This window comes from Sulfitobacter sp. UBA4523, assembly GCF_002388305.1.
Taxonomy (GTDB): domain Bacteria; phylum Pseudomonadota; class Alphaproteobacteria; order Rhodobacterales; family Rhodobacteraceae; genus Sulfitobacter; species Sulfitobacter pontiacus.
In genome coordinates, this window is the sequence record NZ_DGMH01000037.1 from 45,568 (window position 1) to 64,289 (window position 18,722).

An 18,722-nucleotide genomic window follows, 5' to 3' on the forward strand; every position below is an offset into this window, starting at 1 on the left:
GCATGATGCGGCTTGAGAAACGGCCGCAGGCCAGCCGGGCGTTTTCCTATGCAACGCCGGTTCTGGCGGTGATTGCCACGATGGTTTTTGGCGGCGCGCTGTTCGCGGTGCTTGGCAAAGACCCTGTCGCGTCGATCATGACGATTTTCTGGGAGCCGCTGTTCGGCGATTTCGCCTTTTACTATCGCCCGCAACTGCTGGTGAAAGGCGCACCCCTGGTCTTGATCGCCATTGGCCTGTCGCTGGGGTTCAAGGCGGGGATCTGGAACATCGGGGCCGAGGGCCAGTACATCATGGGGGCCATTTGCGGTGCCGGTGCAGGTCTGGCCTTCTACCCCGCAGAAAGTGTTTTTATCTTTCCGGTGATGGTGCTTGCAGGCGCGCTTGGCGGATGGGTCTGGGCCATGATCCCCGCCGTGCTCAAGGTCAAATTCGGGACGAACGAGATTCTCGTGTCATTGATGCTGGTCTATGTGGCGGAACAGTTCCTCGCCTCTGTCAGCCTTGGGTTGCTGAAAAACCCCGAAGGCTTCGGCTTTCCGGGCAGCCGCAACCTGCAGCAATATGCCTCGGCCCATAATGGCGAGTTGATCGCGGGATCGGGAATGCACTGGGGGGTGGTTGCCGCCCTGATCGCGGTGATCTTTGCCTATGTCTTATTGGCGCGGCACCGGTTCGGCTTTGCCATCCGCGTGACCGGCGAGGCACCGCGGGCGGCGCGGTTTTCCGGCGTGAACCCGACGCGGCTTGTGTTGTTTTGCATGGGCATGTCGGGTTTACTGGCTGGTCTGGCAGGGATGTTTGAGGTCGCGGGCCCAGCGGGGCAGATCACCATCGATTTCAACGTGGGTTACGGGTTCACCGCAATCATCGTCGCCTTTCTGGGGCGGTTGCATCCGGTGGGTATCCTGCTGGCCGGTGGTCTGATGGCGCTGACCTATATCGGGGGTGACATCGCGCAAAGCCAGTTGGGATTGCCTGCCGCTGCCATTCAGGTGTTTCAGGGGATGTTGCTGTTCTTCCTGCTCGCCTTTGATCTTTTCACCCATTACCGGCTGCGCCTTGGCCGGACGGAGGTCGCGTAATGGATCTGTCTGCAATCAATCCGGTGCTCTTTGTCGCGGGCTTTCTGGTGGCGGCGACGCCGCTGATCTTTGCCGCTTTGGGCGAGTTGGTGGTCGAGAAATCCGGCGTGCTGAACCTTGGGGTCGAAGGGATGATGATCATCGGCGCGATCTGCGGTTTTGCGACCGCCGTTGAGACCGGATCGCCCCTGTTGGGCTTTGCCGCCGCGGCCGTGGGGGGCGCGTTGCTGAGCCTGCTGTTCGCCTTCCTGACCCAGATCACATTGGCCAATCAGGTCGCATCGGGCTTGGCGCTGACGCTGTTCGGGCTGGGGTTTTCGGCGTTGCTGGGGCAAAGCTATGTCGGGATCAAACCACCGCGCCTGCCGGATGTGAACTTTGGCCCGCTGCATGACATCCCCGTCATCGGGCCGATCTTCTTTTCCCATGATATCATTTTGTACTTGGGCTTTGCGCTGGTCGTCGCCGTTTGGGCAGTGCTGAAATTCACCCGCATGGGGCTGATCCTGCGCGCTGTCGGCGAAAGCCACGAGGCGGCCCACGCCCTTGGCTACAAAGTGGTGCGCATCCGCACGCTGGCGATCATGTTCGGCGGGGCCTGTGCCGGTCTGGGCGGGGCCTACATAAGCCTGATCCGTGTGCCCCAATGGACGGAAGGCATGACCGCCGGTGTGGGCTGGATCGCCCTTGCGCTGGTGGTTTTTGCCAGCTGGAAGCCCTGGCGGCTGTTGCTGGGTGCCTATCTTTTTGGCGGTATCACGCAGCTTCAGCTGAATCTGCAAGGCGCGGGCGTTGCCATTCCGGTCGAGTATCTGGCAATGTCGCCCTACATCATCACCATCCTTGTGCTGGTGATCCTTTCCGCGGATAAAAGCGCTGCTCCGGCATCGCTGGGCCGCACTTTCCACGCCTCTCACTAGGGGCCTATCTTCAAGCGCCGGATAAAAGGCGCGTTACTCAGGGGACTACGATATGAAATTCACCACACTTATGGCCAGCGCGGCACTGGCGCTTGGGCTGGCGGGCGGCGCATATGCCCAAGACAAGACCAAAGTCGGTTTTGTCTTTGTTGGCCCCGTCGGCGATGGCGGCTGGACTTATGAACATAACCAGGGCCGTCTCGCGGTCGAGAAAGAATTCGGCGACGCTGTCGAAACCGTCTTTGTTGAAAACGTGGCCGAGGGCCCCGATTCCGAGCGTGTGATGACGCAGATGGCGCTGGACGGTGCGGACCTGATCTTTACCACGTCATTTGGCTATATGGACCCGACCATCAACGTCGCGGGCAAATTCCCGGATGTGAAATTCGAACACGCCACCGGCTACAAGCGTGCCGACAACGTGTCGACCTATTCCGCGCGTTTCTACGAAGGTCGCGCCATTCAGGGTCACATCGCGGGCAAGATGACCAAATCGAACATCATCGGCTATATCGGGTCCTTCCCGATCCCCGAAGTGATCCGGGGCATCAACTCGGCCTATATTCACGCCAAGAAGGTGAACCCCGATGTCGAGTTCAAGATCGTCTGGGCCTACACATGGTTTGACCCCGCCAAAGAAGCAGACGCCGCCAAGGTTCTGATCGAACAGGGTGCGGATGTTGTCCTGCAGCACACCGATTCCACAGCACCTCAGGCGGCGGCGCAAGAAGCGGGCGACGTGATCACCTTTGGTCAGGCGTCCGACATGGCGCAATACGCGCCCAAGCCGCGCGTCTCGTCGATCATTGACGATTGGGCCCCCTATTACATCACCCGCACCAAAGCGGTCATGGATGGCACATGGGAAAGCAAAGACACATGGGACGGCATCGGTGCCGGCATGGTTGGTATCGGCGAGATTACGGACGCCGTGCCTGCTGACGTGAAAGAAGAAGCGCTGGCGCTGAAAGCATCGATCGCGGATGGGTCCTACCACCCGTTCACCGGCCCGCTGAAAAAGCAGGACGGTTCCGATTTCCTGGCGGAAGGCGAAACAGCCGATGACGGCACGCTGGCGGGCATGAACTTCTATGTCGAAGGCATCAAGGGCGACATTCCGAACTAAGCCGGACACTGACCTGACACGATCAAAGGCCTCGCATCCGCGGGGCCTTTTTTGTTGCGAAATCACCGCGGTGCCCCGTCTTGCGACAAAACGCATCTGGTGCGGGGCGACCAAGCTGCCTACAGAAGGTACATGCGCTTTCTGCCCGCCTTCCCCTGCCAGCTGCTTGCCACCGTTCTGGTGCTGCTGTCGCTTGCGACATCGGGGTTTGCGCATCGTTTCGCGCCCGTAGACCTGTCGCCCGAGCTGCAAGCCTATGTTGCCAATGGCGGCGCGCTGGCGGACCTCTGTGGCACTGGTGATAGCCCGCACTCAGGCACTATGGCCGATTGTAAGACCTGTCGTCTGATCGGTGCCATGGCGCTGCCCGAAGCGGTCACCGGCCTGCCCGTTCCCGTGCTTGAGAAAACGCAGACCCTGCGCTTTGTGGCGAAACGGCTGCTGCACACGCGCAAGCCTGACCCCAGCCGGCTGACCCGCGCCCCGCCCCAAGTCTGAACATCTATCCCAACTGTTCATTCTTTCCGCCTGCCGATGATGCAGGCCCTTAGGCTTGGAGCCCTCATATGACGCCCCCCACCCAAACCACGCAGCCCGACGGCGGCGTGAACAAACTCTACTTTGCTGCATGGCGCTGGCATTTCTATGCGGGGCTGTTCGTGCTGCCCTTTCTGTCGGTTCTCGCCATAACCGGCATGGCGATGCTGTGGATCGCCTGGATTGACGGGCGCGACGGTGAATTTACCCCGGTGACCGTGCAGGAAACCGTTCTGTCGGTCTCGGCACAGTCGCAAGCCGCGGTCGAGGCCGTGCCCGGCGGCACGCTGGTGCAATATGTGGCCCCCCGCGCGCCTGATCTGGCGGCCCTGTTCCGCGTGGACCACGATGGGGATGCGGTGATGGTTGCGGTTGATCCCTATACGGCCAAGGTGATCGAGAGCTTTCCGCGTCGGTCCGGCTGGTACGATTTCGCGGATGGCATCCACAGTGATCTGATGCTGGGGGTGACCGGTGATCGCATGATAGAAGCCGCGGCCTCGATCGCCTTGGTGCTGATTGCCACGGGGCTTTATATGTGGTGGCCGCGTGGTGCAGGCTGGCGCGGAACGCTGGTGCCACGTTTCACCAAGGGCCGTGCGATGTGGAAATCGCTGCATGGTGTTGTGGGCATCTGGGTATCGGCCTTTCTGGTGCTGTTCCTGATCTCGGGCCTGTCCTGGGCGGGCATCTGGGGCGGCAAGATGGTGCAAGCCTGGAGCCAGTTCCCCGCCGAGAAATGGGATGCCGTGCCCCTATCGGACGACATCCACGCCAGCATGAACCACCACCGCCGCGAGGTGCCTTGGGCGCTGGAACAGACGCCGATGCCTGCCTCTGGCAGCGCGGCTGGGGCTGCGGGGGTTGCAGGGGCCGTCACGATTGACAGCATCGATGCATTGGCGCGCGAGATCGGCTTTGACGCGCGCTATCAGATGAACCTGCCGCAGAACGATACCGGCGTCTGGACGCTGAGCCGCGATTCCATGAACACCGACAGCACCGACCCGATGTCGGACCGCACCGTGCATATCGACCAGCACAGCGGCAATATCCTCGCCGATGTGCGCTATGCCGATTATTCGCTTGCGGGCAAAGCCATGGCAGTGGGAATTGCGCTGCACATGGGCACCTTGGGGCTGCTGAGCGTGCTGGCCAATACGCTGGTCTGCCTGTCGGTGCTGTTCCTCTGCGTCAGTGCGCTGGTGCTTTGGTGGAAGCGTCGCCCTACCGCCGCTGGCCGCCTCTCCGCCCCGCCCATGCCGTCAGAGCTGCCGTTGTGGCAGGGGGCCGTGCTGGTCGGGCTGTTCGTGTCGATGGCCTTTCCCATGGCCGGGGCCGTGCTGCTGAGCGTGCTGGCGGTCGATGTGTTGATCCTGTCGCGCCTACCCGCGCTGCGCCACCGTCTGACCTGACCTGAAGCCCCCGCGCCGCTTGTCAAATACGGCGCGGGGGATGCATGCCCACTACCCATCCGGCTGCAACACGCTATCATCAGCGTCATGATCAAAATCCACCACCTTAACCGGTCCCGCTCTCATCGCATTTTGTGGCTGCTCGAAGAAATCGGCGCGCCTTATGATGTCATTCCCTATACCCGCGATGCCAAGACCAACCTCGCCCCGCCCGAGCTAAAGCTCGTGCACCCCTTGGGCAAATCCCCCATGGTCGAGATCGACGGCACGCTGATCGCCGAGAGCGCGGCCATCACCGAGGTGCTTTGCAGCCGTTTCGCGCCGCAGATGATCCCCGATCGTGACAGCGCCGCCTATTTGCAGCACCTTGAACTGATGCATTTCGCCGAAGGGTCCGCGATGACGCCGATCCTGCTGAACCTCTATGTCAGCCGTTTGGGCGACGCCGGTGCGCCGCTGCATCCGCGCATCGCGTCTGAACTGGACAACCACTACAGCTACATGAACAGCCGCGTGCGGGCCTCGGGGCATTTTGTGCAGGATACATTGTCGGCGGCGGATATCATGCTCAGCTTTCCGGCAGAGATCGCGATGCAGCAGGGCCGCGCCAAGGATTATCCCGCACTCGCTGGCTTTGTCGAGATGATCCACGCGCGCCCCGCCTATGGTCGCGCCACCGCGCGCGGCAAAACCGATGCCTAACCGCGCGGTTGCACGTCCCACCGGCCCATGTCACCCATAAGCACGGAACGTGGGGCCGGCGGGACAGGCCTGCGCGAAACCAGTGCAAGGGACAGGGGGTACCTATGACAGAAAGCACATCCGATATCCTTGTCATCGGCGGCGGCATCGCGGGCATCTCGGCCGCGGCGCGCCTGTCTGGTGATGCAAAAGTCACGGTGATCGAAGGGGAAAAAGCGCTTGGCTATCACGCCTCTGGCCGGTCGGCCGCGCTGATCGAAGAGAATTACGGTGCGCCCTCTGTGCAGGCGCTGAACAAGGCCACCGTCGGCTACCTGCGCGACGGCGGCTACCTGTCCCCGCGCGGCCTGATGATCATCGCCGACCGCCACGAGGAAGAGGCGTTTCACAGCGATCTCGCCCATATGGGGGTCGAACAGATCTCCCCCGATGATGCGCTGCGCCTTGTGCCGATCCTGGCCGCCGAGCGCATCGCCTTTGCCGGCTACCACGCTGACGCCCATGATATTGATACCGACCGTCTGCTGCAGGATTTCGCCAAAGAGCTACGCGGCAATGGCGGACGGATTGAAACCGGGCATCCCGTCACATCCATCACCCGCACGGGCAATACGTGGAAGGTCACCGCAGGCCCGCATATCTATCACGCCGCAAAACTGGTCAACGCCGCCGGGGCTTGGGCCGACCAGATTGCCATTCTGGCCGGTGTGCCCCCCATCGGCATCACCCCCTACCGCCGGTCCATGGCGCGGATCGCGGCACCGGGCGGGCATGACCTGTCGCGCTGGCCGATGTTCTTTGGCGTGGGCGAAACATGGTACGCCAAGCCCGACGCAGGTGCGCTGCTGATCTCGCCCGCCGATGAGGACGCAACCGAACCGCAGGACGCATGGGCCGACGACATGGTACTGGCCGAAGGGCTGGAGCGGTATCAGAACATGGTCGCCGTGCCGCTGACGAAACCCATCGCGACATGGGCGGGGCTGCGCAGCTTTGCCGTGGACCGCACGTTGGTGCTGGGCCCCGATCCCGCCCAGCCCGACTTCATCTGGAGCGCGGGACAAGGCGGCTACGGTTTCCAGACCAGCGCCGCCGCCTCGCAACTGGTGGCTGATCTGACCCTCGGCAACGCCCCCTCGCTGCCCGATCCGGTGGTCGAGGCACTGCGCCCCGATAGGCTGCGCGCATGACAGCCAAGCTTCCCCCAAGCGCCAGCGTCGCTCTGCCCACCCGCGGTGCCATGCTGCACGCCCCCGCCGCCGACCGGAACAAAGACGCCCTGTGTGACCTGCTGCGTGACCACGGGCCGCAAAAAGGTCGCGCGCTCGAGATTGCCAGCGGGACGGGGCAACATATTGCCGCCTTCGCCCGCGCCCTACCCGATTTGCACTGGCAGCCGACCGAGCCCGCCCCCGACCGCCGCGCCAGCATCGACGCCTATATCGCCGAGGCCGGGCTGACCAACGTCGCCCCCGCCGCCCCGCTGGATGCAACAGCGGCGGGTTGGCACAAGCCATTGCCACCGCAAGACCTGATCTTCCTCGCCAACCTGCTACATCTGATCCCGACAGAGGCCACACAGATGCTCATCACCGAAGCCGCGCTTGCGCTCGCCCCCGGTGGCACGTTGATCCTCTATGGTCCGTTCCGCCGCGAGGGTGTGCTCACCTCCGACGGAGATGCGAAATTCGACGCCGAGCTGCGCACCGCCGATCCTGCGATCGGGTACAAGGATACGGTCGACATCACGCGTTGGCTCAGCGATGCTGCACTGAGCCCGATCGACAGGATCGACATGCCCGCCAATAATCTGGCCTTTATCGCACGAAAGCCGTGACCCTATGCCCCGACTGCGCGTCCTTGCCCTCCTCTCTGCCCTTGTCCTTTCGGCCTGTGGTGCGCCGCAACTCTCTGTCCCTGTGGGGGATGTGACGGCGGCCAATTTCGGCGACCGCAAGCCGTTCGACTGGCCCGGCCAAAGCCCCGACCGCTATGCGGTGCACGGCATTGATGTGGCGCGCTTCCAGCAGCCCCTGAACTGGGGCGAGGCCCGCGTCTCCGGCGTGAACTTCGCCTTCATCAAAGCCACCGAAGGCGGCGATCTGCTGGACCCGATGTTCCAGAACCACTGGGACGGTGCTGGCCGCGCCGGTGTCGCCCGCGGGGCCTATCACTTCTATTATTTCTGCACGACGCCCGAGAAACAGGCCCGCTGGTTCATCGAAAACGTGCCCAAAGCGCCGGGCATGCTGCCCCCCGTGCTGGATCTGGAGTGGAACCCCTTTTCCCCCACCTGCACCCTGCGCCCGCCCGCCGATACCGTCCGCCGCAACGCGCAGACCTTTCTAAGCATCCTGCGCGCGCATTACGGGCAGCAGCCCGTCGTCTACACCACGCCGGAGTTCTATGCACAGAATGACATGGGGCGTCTGCGCGGTGTTGAATTCTGGCTCCGCTCCACCGCCGCCCACCCGTCCGAGAAATACCCCGACGAGCGCTGGACCTTCTGGCAATACACCAGCACCGGCCGCGTCCCCGGAGCCGCCGGCGACATCGACATCAACGTCTATGCCGGTAGCCCCAGCAGCTGGGACAACTGGCTTTCGCGGCGTCAGGTGCGGTAGGAAAAAGCCCCGCCAAACATGTGCTTGGCGGGGCTCTGTATGCTTCAGAGTAAATGTCTGCGTCACCCATCCACACGGATCGTTGCGTTTTTCGGGTCGTAGGGGCTGTCCTCCACAACTTCGGCATCCCATAGCTGGTCGAACATCTTGACCTTCAGCTTTGTGCCAACCACCGCGATGTCGGGTTTGACGTAGCCCATGCCGATGGATTTCCCGAAGGCCACCGAATACCCGCCCGAGGTCAGGCGGCCAACGCGGGTGTCGCCGTGATACAGCACTTCGCGGCCCCAAGGGTCGGCGTCGTCGGGCCCGTCGATCAGCAAGGTCACACATTTGCTGCGAATGCCATGGGCTTGCATTGCGTCCTTGCCGTGGAAGTCCTTGGACAGGTCGACAAAGCGCGGCAGATCGGCCTCTAGCGGGGTGGCATCGCGGCCCAGTTCATTGCCGAAAGCGCGGTAGGATTTCTCTTGCCGCAGCCAGTTCTGTGCCCGCGCGCCGACCAGTTTCATCTCGTGTTTCTCGCCCGCCTTCTCCAGCAGATCGAACAGGTGGTTCTGCATCTCGATCGGGTGGTGCAGTTCCCAGCCGAGCTCTCCGGTATAGGCGACGCGGATGGCGCGGACGGGGACCATCCCCAGCTCGATATTGCGCATGGTCAACCAGGGGAAGCGCTTGTTGCTCAGCACCGTCTCGGGGTCCGCGTCCTTGATGACCTCTTTCAGGACATCGCGCGATTTGGGGCCCGCGATGGCAAAGACACCCCATTGCGTGGTCACGTCATGACATTCGATATACCCGAATTCAGGCGCTTTATCGGCGATGGCCTTGCGCAGGAAATCACTGTCATAGGCCGTCCAGGCCCCGGCGGACACAAGGTAGTATTCATCCTGAGCGAGCCGCACGATGGTATATTCGGTGCGCGTGGTGCCGTTGATCGTCAGCGCATAGGTCAGGTTGATGCGCCCGACGGAAGGCAGCTTGTTGCAGGTGAACCAATCCAGAAAGGCAGTGGCCCCCGGCCCCTTGACCAGATGTTTGGTAAAGGCGGTCGCATCGATCAGGCCCACGCCCTCGCGGATCGCCTTGGCCTCATCGACCGCATGCTGCCACCAGCCGCCGCGCCGGAAGGACCGGCTGTCGTGGTCATTGAACCCCAGCGGCGCAAAGTAGTTCGGGCGTTCCCACCCGTTCACATGGCCGAACTGTGCGCCACGGGCGGCCTGACGGTCGTAGGCAGGCGAGGTGCGCAAGGGCCGACACGCGGGGCGCTCCTCATCCGGGTGGTGCAGGATATAGACGTGCTCATAGGCCTCTTCGTTCTTGCGCGCGGCATATTCGGTGGTCATCCAGTCGCCATAGCGTTTGGGGTCCAGCGACGCCATGTCGATCTCGGCCTCGCCCTCGACCATCATCTGCGCAAGGTAGTAGCCCGTGCCCCCCGCAGCCGTGATCCCGAAAGAGAACCCTTCGGCCAGCCACATATTGCGCAGGCCGGGTGCCGGACCAACCAGCGGGTTGCCGTCGGGCGTATAGCAGATCGGCCCGTTGAAATCGTCCTTGAGGCCGGAGTCCGCACAAGACGGTACGCGGTCAGCCATCGCCATATACTGATCCGCGATCCGGTCCAGATCCAGCGGGAAAAGATCGGCCCGGAAGCTGTCCGGCACCCCATATTCGAACCGCGCAGGCGCGCCGCGCTCGTAGATGCCCAAAATCCAGCCGCCCCGCTCTTCGCGGGCGTAGGATTCATTGTCGGCGTCCCGCACGACCGGATGCTCCGGATTGCCGTCGGCGCGCCATTTGACCAGCTCGGGATCCTGATCCATCACGATAAACGTATGTTCGACCGGAATGGCGGGCATCTTGATGCCCAGCATCTTGGCGGTGCGCTGCGCGTGGTTGCCGCTGGCGGTGACGACATGTTCGGCGGTGATCACGACCTGCTCGTCCGAAGGGACAAGGTTCCCGCCCTTCTCGACCATTTTGGTGATGGTAACCTCCCATGCCGCGCCATTCCAGTGAAAGGCATCCGCCTGCCACTTGCGCTCGATCGCCACCCCCCGCTGCCGCGCGCCCTTGGCCATCGCCATGGTGACATCGGCGGGGTTAATGTAGCCGTCCGTCTGGTGGTACAGCGCGCCTTTCAGATCGTCGGTCTTGATCAGCGGCCATTTCGCCTTGATCTCGTCCGGCGTCATGAAAGTATAGGGCACGCCGCAGGTCTCGGCGGTCGAGGCATAGAGCATGTATTCGTCCATGCGCTCGTCCGTCTGCGCCATGCGCAGGTTCCCCACCACGGCAAAGCCCGCATTCAGGCCGGTCTCTTCCTCAAGCGTCTTGTAGAACTTGATTGAATAGTCGTGGATGTGGGTCGTCGCATAGGACATGTTGAAATAGGGCAGCAACCCTGCCGCATGCCATGTAGACCCCGAGGTCAGCTCGTCCCGCTCAAGCAACATCACATCGTCCCATCCGGCGCGGGCCAGATGATAGGCAATCGACGTGCCAACGGCACCGCCGCCCACAACCAGTGCTTTGACTTGAGTTTTCATGAATCCAATGCTCCGCCAGAATAGGTCTTAGCGACATTTAGCAGCCCCCGCGCAAAACGCAGAACCCAGCCGACCAAAGACAGCACAAATACGACCAACGTCGAAAAACTCGCGCGCAGGCCGCTTCCAAATGGTTAAAAATCCCCGCCGGAGGCATCGCATCCCTGCCCGTGGCAGGGATCGATATACCGCCCGCGCCGCCCCGACTACGCCAGGGATTCGGGAAGAATCTTGCCCGGGTTCATAATGTTATCGGGGTCGAGCGCCTGTTTGATCGCGCCCATGACGCCCACGGCCGCTCCCAGTTCCTTGACCAGATAGGGGCGTTTGCCCTGTCCGATGCCATGCTCCCCCGTGCATGTCCCCTCCATCGAGATCGCGAGCTCGTTGAGCCAGCTAATGAAGTCTTCGGCGCGGGCGACTTCATCCGCGTCGTCCATATCCAGCAGCAGCGAGGCGTGGAAATTGCCATCGCCTGCGTGGCCGACGATGGGCGCGATCAGGTCCAGCTCCGCCGCTTTGGCGTTCGCGCGGCCGACCGCTTCGGCCAGCCTTGAGATCGGCACACAAACGTCGGTCGCCACCGCCTTGCAGCCGGGGCGCAGGGCCAGCATCGCCCAATAGGCATCATGGCGCGCTTGCCACAGCTTGTTGCGTTCCTCCATCGTGGTGGTCGCCTGATAGTCGGTGCCACCGTTTTCATCGGCAAGCGCTGCGAATGTCTCGGTCTGTTCGACCACACCGGCGTCAGAGCCATGAAACTCCAGCAGCAACATCGGCGTTTCGGGCAGCGACAGTTTGGCATAGCCATTCACCGCGCGCACGACCATCGCGTCCAGCAGCTCTATCCGTGCGACGGGCAGCCCGTATTGGATCACGCTTTGCACGGTTTCACAGGCCGCCTCGACCGAGGGGAAGGAACAGCGGGCAGAGCTGATCGCCTCGGGGATGCCTTGTAGCTTCAACGTGATTTCGGTGATCACGCCCAATGTCCCTTCAGAGCCCACCATCAGACGCGTCAGATCGTATCCGGCGGATGATTTGCGCGCCCGTGCCCCGGTGCGGATCACCGTGCCATCGGCCATCACCGCCTCGACCGCCAGCACGTTGTCCTTCATCGTGCCATAGCGCACCGCATTGGTGCCCGAGGCCCGCGTCGCCGTCATCCCGCCAAGCGAGGCATTGGCCCCGGGATCAATGGGAAAGAACAGCCCCTGATCCCGCAAATGGGTGTTCAGCGCCTCGCGGGTGACGCCGGGTTGCACGCGGCAATCCAGATCGCCGGCGTTGACCTCGACCACCGCGTCCATCTGCGTGACGTCAATCGACACGCCCCCCGCGGGCGCATTCACATGCCCTTCAAGCGAAGTGCCGGTGCCGAAGGCGATGACCGGCACCTTATGCGCGGCGCAGACCTTGACCACAGCCGCGACATCATCGGTCGAGCGGGCAAAAACCACTGCATCGGGGGCCTGATTTCTGATCCAGGTCGTCGTATGCCCGTGCTGTTCGCGGATCGCGTCGCCCATCTGGAAGCGTTCGCCGAATTGCTGCTTGAGGATACCCAAAGCGGTGTCGATACCGGTCTCGTTGCGGGGCATGTCGGTGGCCTGTGCCATATGGTCTTTCCTTTGGTTCAGAATGGGCGATCACTCGCCAAGGGCGATGCCTTCGCGGCGCGGGTCAGCCCCGCCGCGCAGGTCATCGCCAATCGAAATCATATGCAACCCCGAGGTCAGCGCGCGGGTGTTCACCTCATAGCCAAGCCCCATCAGCGCATCGGCCATCGCGGCGGCGTCGGTGCCTTCCTCAAGGTCGTAGGGGCCGAACCGGTTGATCGCATGGGGCAGTGCGGCGGCCTGTTGCACATCCATTCCCCAATCCAGATGCGCGATGATGGAGCCCGCGACATAGCCGATGATGCGGCTGCCACCGGGGCTGCCCACGGCCAGAACCGGCGCGCCATCCTTCATCACAATCGTCGGAGCCATCGACGAGCGCGGGCGTTTTCCCGGCTCGACCCGATTGGCAATCGGCACACCATCGGTATGCGACCGGAAAGAGAAATCCGTCAGCTCGTTGTTCAACAAAAACCCGCGCACCATCAGTCGGCTCCCAAAGCCGTTTTCGATGGTGGTGGTCATGCTTGCGACATTGCCCATGCTGTCCACGATCGAAACATGCGAGGTCGACGGCAGCTCGATAGAGATATCATCGGCAAAGTTCAGGGCATGGTCGAAAGCGGGCGCGCCTGCGGTCACTTCGGGCAGCGCATCGTCGCCCTGCAACAGCTTGGCGCGCTCCGCCAGATAGGATGGGTCGAGCATACCGGTCACCGGCACCGGCACATAATCGGTATCAGCCACATAGCGCCCCCGATCCGCAAAGGCGAGCCGCGAGGCATCGCCGATCAGCCGCAGCACATCCGCGTCCGCCGGTCCGGCGCTCAGGTCCGCGTTTTCCAACAGCCCCAGTATTTGCCCAACGGCCAGCGCACCAGAGGACGGCGGCCCCATGCCGCAGACCTCATGCCCGTGATAGGGCGCGCAAAGGGCGTCGCGTTCCTTGACCCGATAGATCGACAGATCGACCTCTGACAGCACACCGGGGTTGTTGGCCCCTTGGACAGCCCCCACGATGTCGCGCGCAATGTCACCGGTATAAAAGGCATCGGCCCCGCGTTCCGCCAGCGCTGCAACCGTGCGGGCATAGTCAGGGTTCTTGAGCGTATCGCCTGCCTGAACCGGCGTGCCGTTCGGCATGAAGTAATCTGCGGTTGTCGCGGAGGTTGCCAGCCGTTCTGCGTCATCAGCCACCAGCCCCGCAAGACGTGGGGACACGGCAAAGCCCTTCTCGGCCAATGCGACAGAGGGGCCCAGCAGCTCGGCCCAGGGCTGGTTGCCCCATTTCTCATGCGCTGCGGCCATCAACGCAGGGGTGCCCGGCGTACCGACCGACCGCCCGCCAACGACGGCGTCAAAGAACCCCAACGGGACCCCCTGATCGTCCTGAAACAATTGCGGCGTGACCGCCAGCGGCGCGGTTTCGCGCCCGTCCAGCGTGGTCAGCCTGCCCGATGCGGCGTCATACCAGACCAGAAACGCCCCGCCGCCCAGGCCAGAGCTTTGCGGCTCAACCAGCCCCAGCATCGCTTGGACGGCGACCAGCGCATCGGCAGCGGTGCCGCCCCGTGCCAGCACATCCGCCCCCGCCTGAACCGCATGAGGGTTGGCGGCGGCGACCATCCAGTTCTGGGCGATGACGGGTTTGCCCGAATCCTTAGCCTCGAAGGCGGCGGTGATCTGCGGCGACATGCCGGTAAAGCTGCCTTGGCTGGCCCCTTCGGGCGCGACACTATCGGCGGCCTGTTGCGCGAAAGCGGCCCCGCTTACAAAACCGCCTATGGCGATGGCTGCGCAGGTCCGCCCGATGTGTTTCACGATGTGATGTGCAAGCATGGTCCCCTCCCCGTTCCGGTGCTCGGGGTCAACCTACTTGTTTTTAGCGCCAGCGCAAATTGAACCGCACCGGCGCTGCGCCTAAAGCATCGAGGGCACGACCTGATCCGGCGGACGGTGCCCGTCTTCGAAGGTCTTGATGTTGATGATGACCTTCTCGCCCATCTCTACCCGCCCTTCGAGCGTCGCAGACCCCATATGCGGCAAGAGCACGACATTGGTCAGCTCGCGCAAGCGCGGGTTGATGTCGGTGCCATGTTCATACACGTCCAGCCCTGCACCTTGCAGTTCGCCCGCGCGCAGCATCCGCGTCAGGGCGTTTTCGTCGATCACCTCCCCCCGGGAGGTGTTTACGATCACCGCGTCGGGCTTCATCAGCTTCAGGCGGCGAGCGTTCATCAGATGGAAGGTGCTGGGGGTGTGCGGGCAGTTGAGGCTCATCACGTCCATGCGGGCCACCATCTGGTCAAGGCTTTCCCAATAAGTCGCGCCAAGGCTCTCTTCGATCTCGGGGCGCAGACGGCGGCGGTTGTGGTAGTGGACCTGCATGCCAAAGGCAGCCGCGCGCCGTGCGACGGCCTGACCAATGCGGCCCATCCCCAGAATACCCAAACGGCGACCGCTGACGCGCCCGCCAAGCAGCGCAGTCGGGGCCCAGCCCTGCCAATCGCCTTTTTGCATCTGCGCCATGCCTTCGGACATGCGCCGTGTGACCGCGAGAATCAGCGCCATGGTCATATCGGCGGTGTCTTCCGTCAGCACACCGGGCGTATTGGACACCAGAATCCCGCGCTGCCGCGCTGTCATCACGTCAATATGATCGACCCCCGCCCCGTAGTTCGCGATCAGTTTCAGCCGGTCCCCCGCCTGCCCGATCAGTGCCGCGTCGATTTCATCGGTCACGGTGGGCACCAGGATATCCGCAGTTTTCATCGCCTCGCCCAGTTCAGAGCGGGTCATCGGCGTGTCATCCGCGCGCAACGTCACATGAAACAGTTCCGTCAATCGCTTTTCGACGACTTCCGGCAACCGTCGCGTGACTACAACACTTAGCGGTTGCTTTGACATTGTGGGCCTCCCAAATATGGCTTTGCACTGTGCTTGGTGGCATGGTGTCCCAAGCAGAGACGAGGCACAAGAACCTCGCAGGGCAAAACTGCATTAAATCAACGGCAACAGACCAGACAGGCAGTCATGAAACCGATGTTACGTTCCGTCCTTTTGGGCGCCCTTGCAGCCGTTCACCTGTGCACCACCCCGGTTTTCGCGCAAGAGGTCGGCCAGGTGACCAACCTGCCGGTGCCCCGTTTCGTGTCCATGAAAGCGAGCGAGGGGAACGTGCGGCGCGGGCCATCGCTGACGCACCGGATCGATTGGGTTTTCAAACATCGCGACCTGCCCCTGCGCATCACGGCAGAGCATGGCCATTGGCGCCGCGTCGAAGACCGCGACGGTATGGGCGGCTGGGTGCATTATTCGCTTTTGTCGGGCACGCGCACCGTTCTGGTCGAACAGGACCGTCTGCAGCTGCTTGTCCGCCCCGACCCCAAAGCCCCCGTCGAAGCAGAGCTTGAACTGGGCGTGATCGCGCGGCTCGGAGCCTGCGACCTTGAATGGTGTTTCCTGAGGGTCGGCGGCTATAAAGGCTGGGCCCCCAAAGCGCGGCTCTGGGGCGTGGGCCCGAAAGAGCTACGCGACTGACCGCGCAATTGCACATGCCACGGTCTTGGGCTTAGGTGACACAACACCGTCCCCATGATCAGGAGCTCTCATGCGCGCAGTCACCTATTCCACCCTTGGCGAAGCACGCGACGTGCTGACCCTGACCGAGATGCCAACCCCTACCCCCGCTGCGGGCGAGGTGCTGGTGCGGCTGGCGGTGTCGGGGGTGAACCCCTCCGATGTGAAATCCCGCCGCGGGCGCCCCGGCATGACCCATCCGCCCTTCGAGACTGTGATCCCGCATAGCGATGGTGCCGGCGTGATCGAGGCCGTGGGCGACGGTGTGGACCACGCCCGCGTGGGCCAACGCGTCTGGATCTGGAACGGGCAATGGCAGCGCCCCTTCGGCACTGCCGCGACCCATATCGCCCTGCCGCAAGCGCAGGCCGTCCCGCTGCCCGATGACGTGAGCTTTGACACTGCCGCCAGCCTTGGCATCCCCGGGCTGACCGCGGCCCACGCCGTGTTCAACGGCGGTGATGTCGCGGGGCAAACGCTGCTGATCCAGGGGGGCGCGGGCACCGTCGGCTATCTCGCCGTGCAATTCGCCGCCTGGGCAGGGGCGCGCGTTATCGCCACCACCGGAGCCAACGGGGCCGAGCGCGCAAAATCCGCAGGCGCACAGGTCGTGCTGGACTATAGCGCCTCCGATCTGGCGCAACAGGTGCTTGATGCCAACGGTGGTGCCCCCGTCGACCAGATCATCGAGGTCGAATTCGGGGCCAATATCGCGCTGGATGCAGAGGTGATCAAACCCAACGGGCGCCTCGCGGCCTATGGCTCTGCCAAGGTGATGGAGCCGACGCTCCCCTTCCTGCCCCTGCTCTTTAAGGCGGTCACCATCGACATCATCCTCGTCTACCTGCTGACCGAGGCCGAACGTACCCTCGCGATCAAGAAAACCCATCAAGCCTTGGCTGAAGGGGCGCTGCACTGCCCGGTCGAGCAGACATTCGCGCTGTCAGACACGGTCAAAGCCCATGAAGCCGTCGAAGCCGGTGCCCGCGCCGGCGCGATCTTGATCAACTGCGAAGGCTGACAACCCTCGCACGCGACATATATTGCACCCTTGAAGCGAGGGGGACGGCGGCGGTGCGCCCCCACGTCCCCCCTTTCGCGCGATCACGTGTTCGCTCGGATGCAGGATATCAACAGCAAGACATACAGCCGCAATAGGCCCCCTGCGGCCGAGCGACCCCGCTGATCCTCCCCAATAGAACACAGCCTGCTCTGCCCCAAACACGGCTCAAGAATAAATTCCGAGATTCTCCCCACTTTTTCTCCAGAAAGGTATTGCACCCCCCCGCACTCCGGACTAATTACGCCCACACGTTGGGATGTAGCCAAGTGGTAAGGCAACTGTTTTTGGTACAGTGTACCGTAGGTTCGAATCCTACCATCCCAGCCAACTTTCTTTCTCACACTCGAAATAACAAAGACTTAACCAAGTCTGGCACGCCATGTGTGTCACAGCATTCTGAGACTGTAACACAGAGTGTGACACATGGCCTTGCGCGCTATGCCCAGCAGCATCGCGTTTCAGCCCGCGGAAACCACCGACAAAAACCTAAATATCGAGCCGGCCCCTACCTGATGCGTAGAGGCCGGATGTTCTATTTCCGTAAACGTTTGCCAGCAGGCATATCAAAATTCGGTTCAAACCAATTTATCTGTCTTTCATTGCGAACCCACCTCCCGCTCGACGCCGTGAAGCGTGCCGCCAGGCTGCTCACGGTCTACGAGAAAAAGGAGATAGACTTCGTGGACGCACTGACCGAACAAAAATTCTGCCCCGATACGTTTAAAGCGATACTGTTGGAGGCAATGCGTGGCGAACTGATCAAGATGGTCGCTGAAGAAAGACAGGCGGATCAGGTATCTGATGCAGATATTGATCAAAGGCTTGCAGCGCTTGAGGCAGAAAACCAACGCTTGCGGCGAGCAGCCCGCAAAAAGGAATGGGGAGACGTACTGGATCTTCTGAAAGAGGCCAGTGCTCTGGTTTCCGTAAGTCTCCAAGAGCCCATCCCTAACGATCTGGGTCAACGTGCAATTACGCTAAAGCGAAGTCTTAACGATGTAAAAATCGCTATGGATGAAGGCGATGACGTGCGAACAGCCAGTCGAGACCTTTTGGCAGGCCATGGCGTCGCGGATTTCGATGCTTTCATTAAGGCTCCTATCCTCTTGACCGAAGCAAAGGCCAAAACCGATGAGCTTTACCCATCAAAAGACATGAAGCGGATTACGGCAGGGGTTCACCGACTTCTGGAAGAATTCTTTGGTAACAGTCCCATCTCAATATTGACGAAGGAAAAACAGAAGGAATTTCTGGGATGGGCTTCGAGGTTGCCAAGAACTCAAGGCAGGAGCCATGGCAGGAACCGCCATGGGCAGGCCGGAAAAACTGTAACCAAGGCAGAAGAAATTTCGAAAGCCGATGCAGAAGATCTGCTTTGCTTAGAAGAAATTCGATCGATTGAAGGCATTTCAGATGCCGAAAAGCGAGCGCTATTGGCGGATCGTCTTGTTCCGCGCGTGACCATCAATACGCTTTGAATCGCTCCGAGTTTGTCGG

The 18,722-nt window shown here is 62.1% G+C and carries 16 protein-coding genes and 1 tRNA gene; 13 read left to right on the forward strand and 4 right to left on the reverse strand.

Annotated elements, in window-relative coordinates; genetic code table 11:
- The first annotated feature begins 2 nt into the window (after positions 1–2).
- The 9 genes from B3849_RS09390 to B3849_RS09430 all read left to right on the forward strand — a co-directional run bounded on the left by B3849_RS09390 (position 3) and on the right by B3849_RS09430 (position 8,409).
- Positions 3–1,085 carry an ABC transporter permease gene (locus B3849_RS09390; protein ID WP_278424680.1) on the forward strand — a complete coding sequence of 361 codons (1,083 nt, stop codon included), beginning with the start codon at positions 3–5 and terminating at the stop codon, positions 1,083–1,085.
- Positions 1,085–2,005: an ABC transporter permease gene (locus B3849_RS09395; protein ID WP_074635361.1), complete on the forward strand. Its 921-nt coding sequence runs from the start codon at positions 1,085–1,087 to the stop codon at positions 2,003–2,005. The genes B3849_RS09390 and B3849_RS09395 overlap by 1 nt, the downstream gene beginning before the upstream one ends.
- A 52-nt stretch (positions 2,006–2,057) precedes the next feature.
- Positions 2,058–3,131 carry a BMP family ABC transporter substrate-binding protein gene (locus tag B3849_RS09400; protein WP_278424678.1) on the forward strand — a complete coding sequence of 358 codons (1,074 nt, stop codon included), beginning with the start codon at positions 2,058–2,060 and terminating at the stop codon, positions 3,129–3,131.
- 132 nt (positions 3,132–3,263) lie between these two features.
- Entirely contained in the window at positions 3,264–3,629 is a 366-nt protein-coding gene (locus tag B3849_RS09405) for a hypothetical protein (protein ID WP_037943639.1), read from the forward strand.
- Positions 3,630–3,697: 68 nt separating this feature from the next.
- Positions 3,698–5,083: a PepSY-associated TM helix domain-containing protein gene (locus tag B3849_RS09410; RefSeq protein WP_278424677.1), complete on the forward strand. Its 1,386-nt coding sequence runs from the start codon at positions 3,698–3,700 to the stop codon at positions 5,081–5,083.
- A gap of 87 nt (positions 5,084–5,170) precedes the next feature.
- Positions 5,171–5,785 carry a glutathione S-transferase family protein gene (locus tag B3849_RS09415; RefSeq protein ID WP_278375540.1) on the forward strand — a complete coding sequence of 205 codons (615 nt, stop codon included), beginning with the start codon at positions 5,171–5,173 and terminating at the stop codon, positions 5,783–5,785.
- Positions 5,786–5,889: 104 nt separating this feature from the next.
- Complete coding sequence (locus tag B3849_RS09420) at positions 5,890–6,975, forward strand: NAD(P)/FAD-dependent oxidoreductase (RefSeq protein ID WP_278424676.1); 1,086 nt, start codon at positions 5,890–5,892, stop codon at positions 6,973–6,975.
- On the forward strand, positions 6,972–7,622 hold the full coding sequence (locus B3849_RS09425) for a DUF938 domain-containing protein (RefSeq protein ID WP_278424675.1): 651 nt from the start codon (positions 6,972–6,974) through the stop codon (positions 7,620–7,622). The genes B3849_RS09420 and B3849_RS09425 overlap by 4 nt, the downstream gene beginning before the upstream one ends.
- 4 nt (positions 7,623–7,626) lie before the next feature.
- Positions 7,627–8,409, forward strand: coding sequence for a GH25 family lysozyme (locus B3849_RS09430; RefSeq protein ID WP_132996994.1), 783 nt, complete (start codon positions 7,627–7,629; stop codon positions 8,407–8,409).
- A 62-nt stretch (positions 8,410–8,471) separates the two neighbouring features.
- Here B3849_RS09430 and B3849_RS09435 read toward each other — a convergent pair whose 3' ends face one another.
- The 4 genes from B3849_RS09435 to B3849_RS09450 form a co-directional block, all read right to left on the reverse strand.
- Positions 8,472–10,964 carry a GcvT family protein gene (locus B3849_RS09435; protein ID WP_278424674.1) on the reverse strand — a complete coding sequence of 831 codons (2,493 nt, stop codon included), beginning with the start codon at positions 10,962–10,964 and terminating at the stop codon, positions 8,472–8,474.
- 206 nt (positions 10,965–11,170) lie between these two features.
- The gene (locus B3849_RS09440; RefSeq protein WP_278424673.1) at positions 11,171–12,583 is read right to left on the reverse strand and encodes an FAD-binding oxidoreductase; all 1,413 of its coding nucleotides are present in this window, start codon (positions 12,581–12,583) and stop codon (positions 11,171–11,173) included.
- Positions 12,584–12,613: 30 nt separating this feature from the next.
- Complete coding sequence (ggt, locus tag B3849_RS09445) at positions 12,614–14,422, reverse strand: gamma-glutamyltransferase (protein WP_278424671.1); 1,809 nt, start codon at positions 14,420–14,422, stop codon at positions 12,614–12,616.
- An 81-nt stretch (positions 14,423–14,503) separates the two neighbouring features.
- Positions 14,504–15,490: a 2-hydroxyacid dehydrogenase gene (locus B3849_RS09450; protein ID WP_278424669.1), complete on the reverse strand. Its 987-nt coding sequence runs from the start codon at positions 15,488–15,490 to the stop codon at positions 14,504–14,506.
- Between the two features lie 126 nt (positions 15,491–15,616).
- Between B3849_RS09450 and B3849_RS09455 the strand changes: the two genes are divergently transcribed.
- The 4 genes from B3849_RS09455 to B3849_RS09470 all read left to right on the forward strand — a co-directional run bounded on the left by B3849_RS09455 (position 15,617) and on the right by B3849_RS09470 (position 18,703).
- The gene (locus B3849_RS09455; protein WP_005852039.1) at positions 15,617–16,123 is read left to right on the forward strand and encodes an SH3 domain-containing protein; all 507 of its coding nucleotides are present in this window, start codon (positions 15,617–15,619) and stop codon (positions 16,121–16,123) included.
- Between the two features lie 70 nt (positions 16,124–16,193).
- Positions 16,194–17,183 carry an NADPH:quinone reductase gene (locus tag B3849_RS09460; RefSeq protein WP_278424668.1) on the forward strand — a complete coding sequence of 330 codons (990 nt, stop codon included), beginning with the start codon at positions 16,194–16,196 and terminating at the stop codon, positions 17,181–17,183.
- Positions 17,184–17,477: 294 nt separating this feature from the next.
- Positions 17,478–17,552: transfer RNA gene (locus tag B3849_RS09465), tRNA-Gln, on the forward strand.
- Positions 17,553–17,641: 89 nt separating this feature from the next.
- Positions 17,642–18,703 (forward strand): DUF6538 domain-containing protein, encoded by a 1,062-nt coding sequence (locus B3849_RS09470; protein ID WP_278424667.1) that lies wholly within the window; start codon positions 17,642–17,644, stop codon positions 18,701–18,703.
- Positions 18,704–18,722: the final 19 nt, after the last annotated feature.

Excerpts from the sequence above, each read along its gene's own strand:
- B3849_RS09390 (WP_278424680.1), top strand. The coding sequence starts at position 3 with ATGATGCGGCTTGAGAAACGGCCGCAGGCCAGCCGGGCGTTTTCCTAT.
- B3849_RS09395 (WP_074635361.1), top strand. The coding sequence starts at position 1,085 with ATGGATCTGTCTGCAATCAATCCGGTGCTCTTTGTCGCGGGCTTTCTG.
- B3849_RS09400 (WP_278424678.1), top strand. The coding sequence starts at position 2,058 with ATGAAATTCACCACACTTATGGCCAGCGCGGCACTGGCGCTTGGGCTG.
- B3849_RS09405 (WP_037943639.1), top strand. The coding sequence starts at position 3,264 with ATGCGCTTTCTGCCCGCCTTCCCCTGCCAGCTGCTTGCCACCGTTCTG.
- B3849_RS09410 (WP_278424677.1), top strand. The coding sequence starts at position 3,698 with ATGACGCCCCCCACCCAAACCACGCAGCCCGACGGCGGCGTGAACAAA.
- B3849_RS09415 (WP_278375540.1), top strand. The coding sequence starts at position 5,171 with ATGATCAAAATCCACCACCTTAACCGGTCCCGCTCTCATCGCATTTTG.
- B3849_RS09420 (WP_278424676.1), top strand. The coding sequence starts at position 5,890 with ATGACAGAAAGCACATCCGATATCCTTGTCATCGGCGGCGGCATCGCG.
- B3849_RS09425 (WP_278424675.1), top strand. The coding sequence starts at position 6,972 with ATGACAGCCAAGCTTCCCCCAAGCGCCAGCGTCGCTCTGCCCACCCGC.
- B3849_RS09430 (WP_132996994.1), top strand. The coding sequence starts at position 7,627 with ATGCCCCGACTGCGCGTCCTTGCCCTCCTCTCTGCCCTTGTCCTTTCG.
- B3849_RS09435 (WP_278424674.1), bottom strand. The coding sequence starts at position 10,964 with ATGAAAACTCAAGTCAAAGCACTGGTTGTGGGCGGCGGTGCCGTTGGC.
- B3849_RS09440 (WP_278424673.1), bottom strand. The coding sequence starts at position 12,583 with ATGGCACAGGCCACCGACATGCCCCGCAACGAGACCGGTATCGACACC.
- ggt (WP_278424671.1), bottom strand. The coding sequence starts at position 14,422 with ATGCTTGCACATCACATCGTGAAACACATCGGGCGGACCTGCGCAGCC.
- B3849_RS09450 (WP_278424669.1), bottom strand. The coding sequence starts at position 15,490 with ATGTCAAAGCAACCGCTAAGTGTTGTAGTCACGCGACGGTTGCCGGAA.
- B3849_RS09455 (WP_005852039.1), top strand. The coding sequence starts at position 15,617 with ATGAAACCGATGTTACGTTCCGTCCTTTTGGGCGCCCTTGCAGCCGTT.
- B3849_RS09460 (WP_278424668.1), top strand. The coding sequence starts at position 16,194 with ATGCGCGCAGTCACCTATTCCACCCTTGGCGAAGCACGCGACGTGCTG.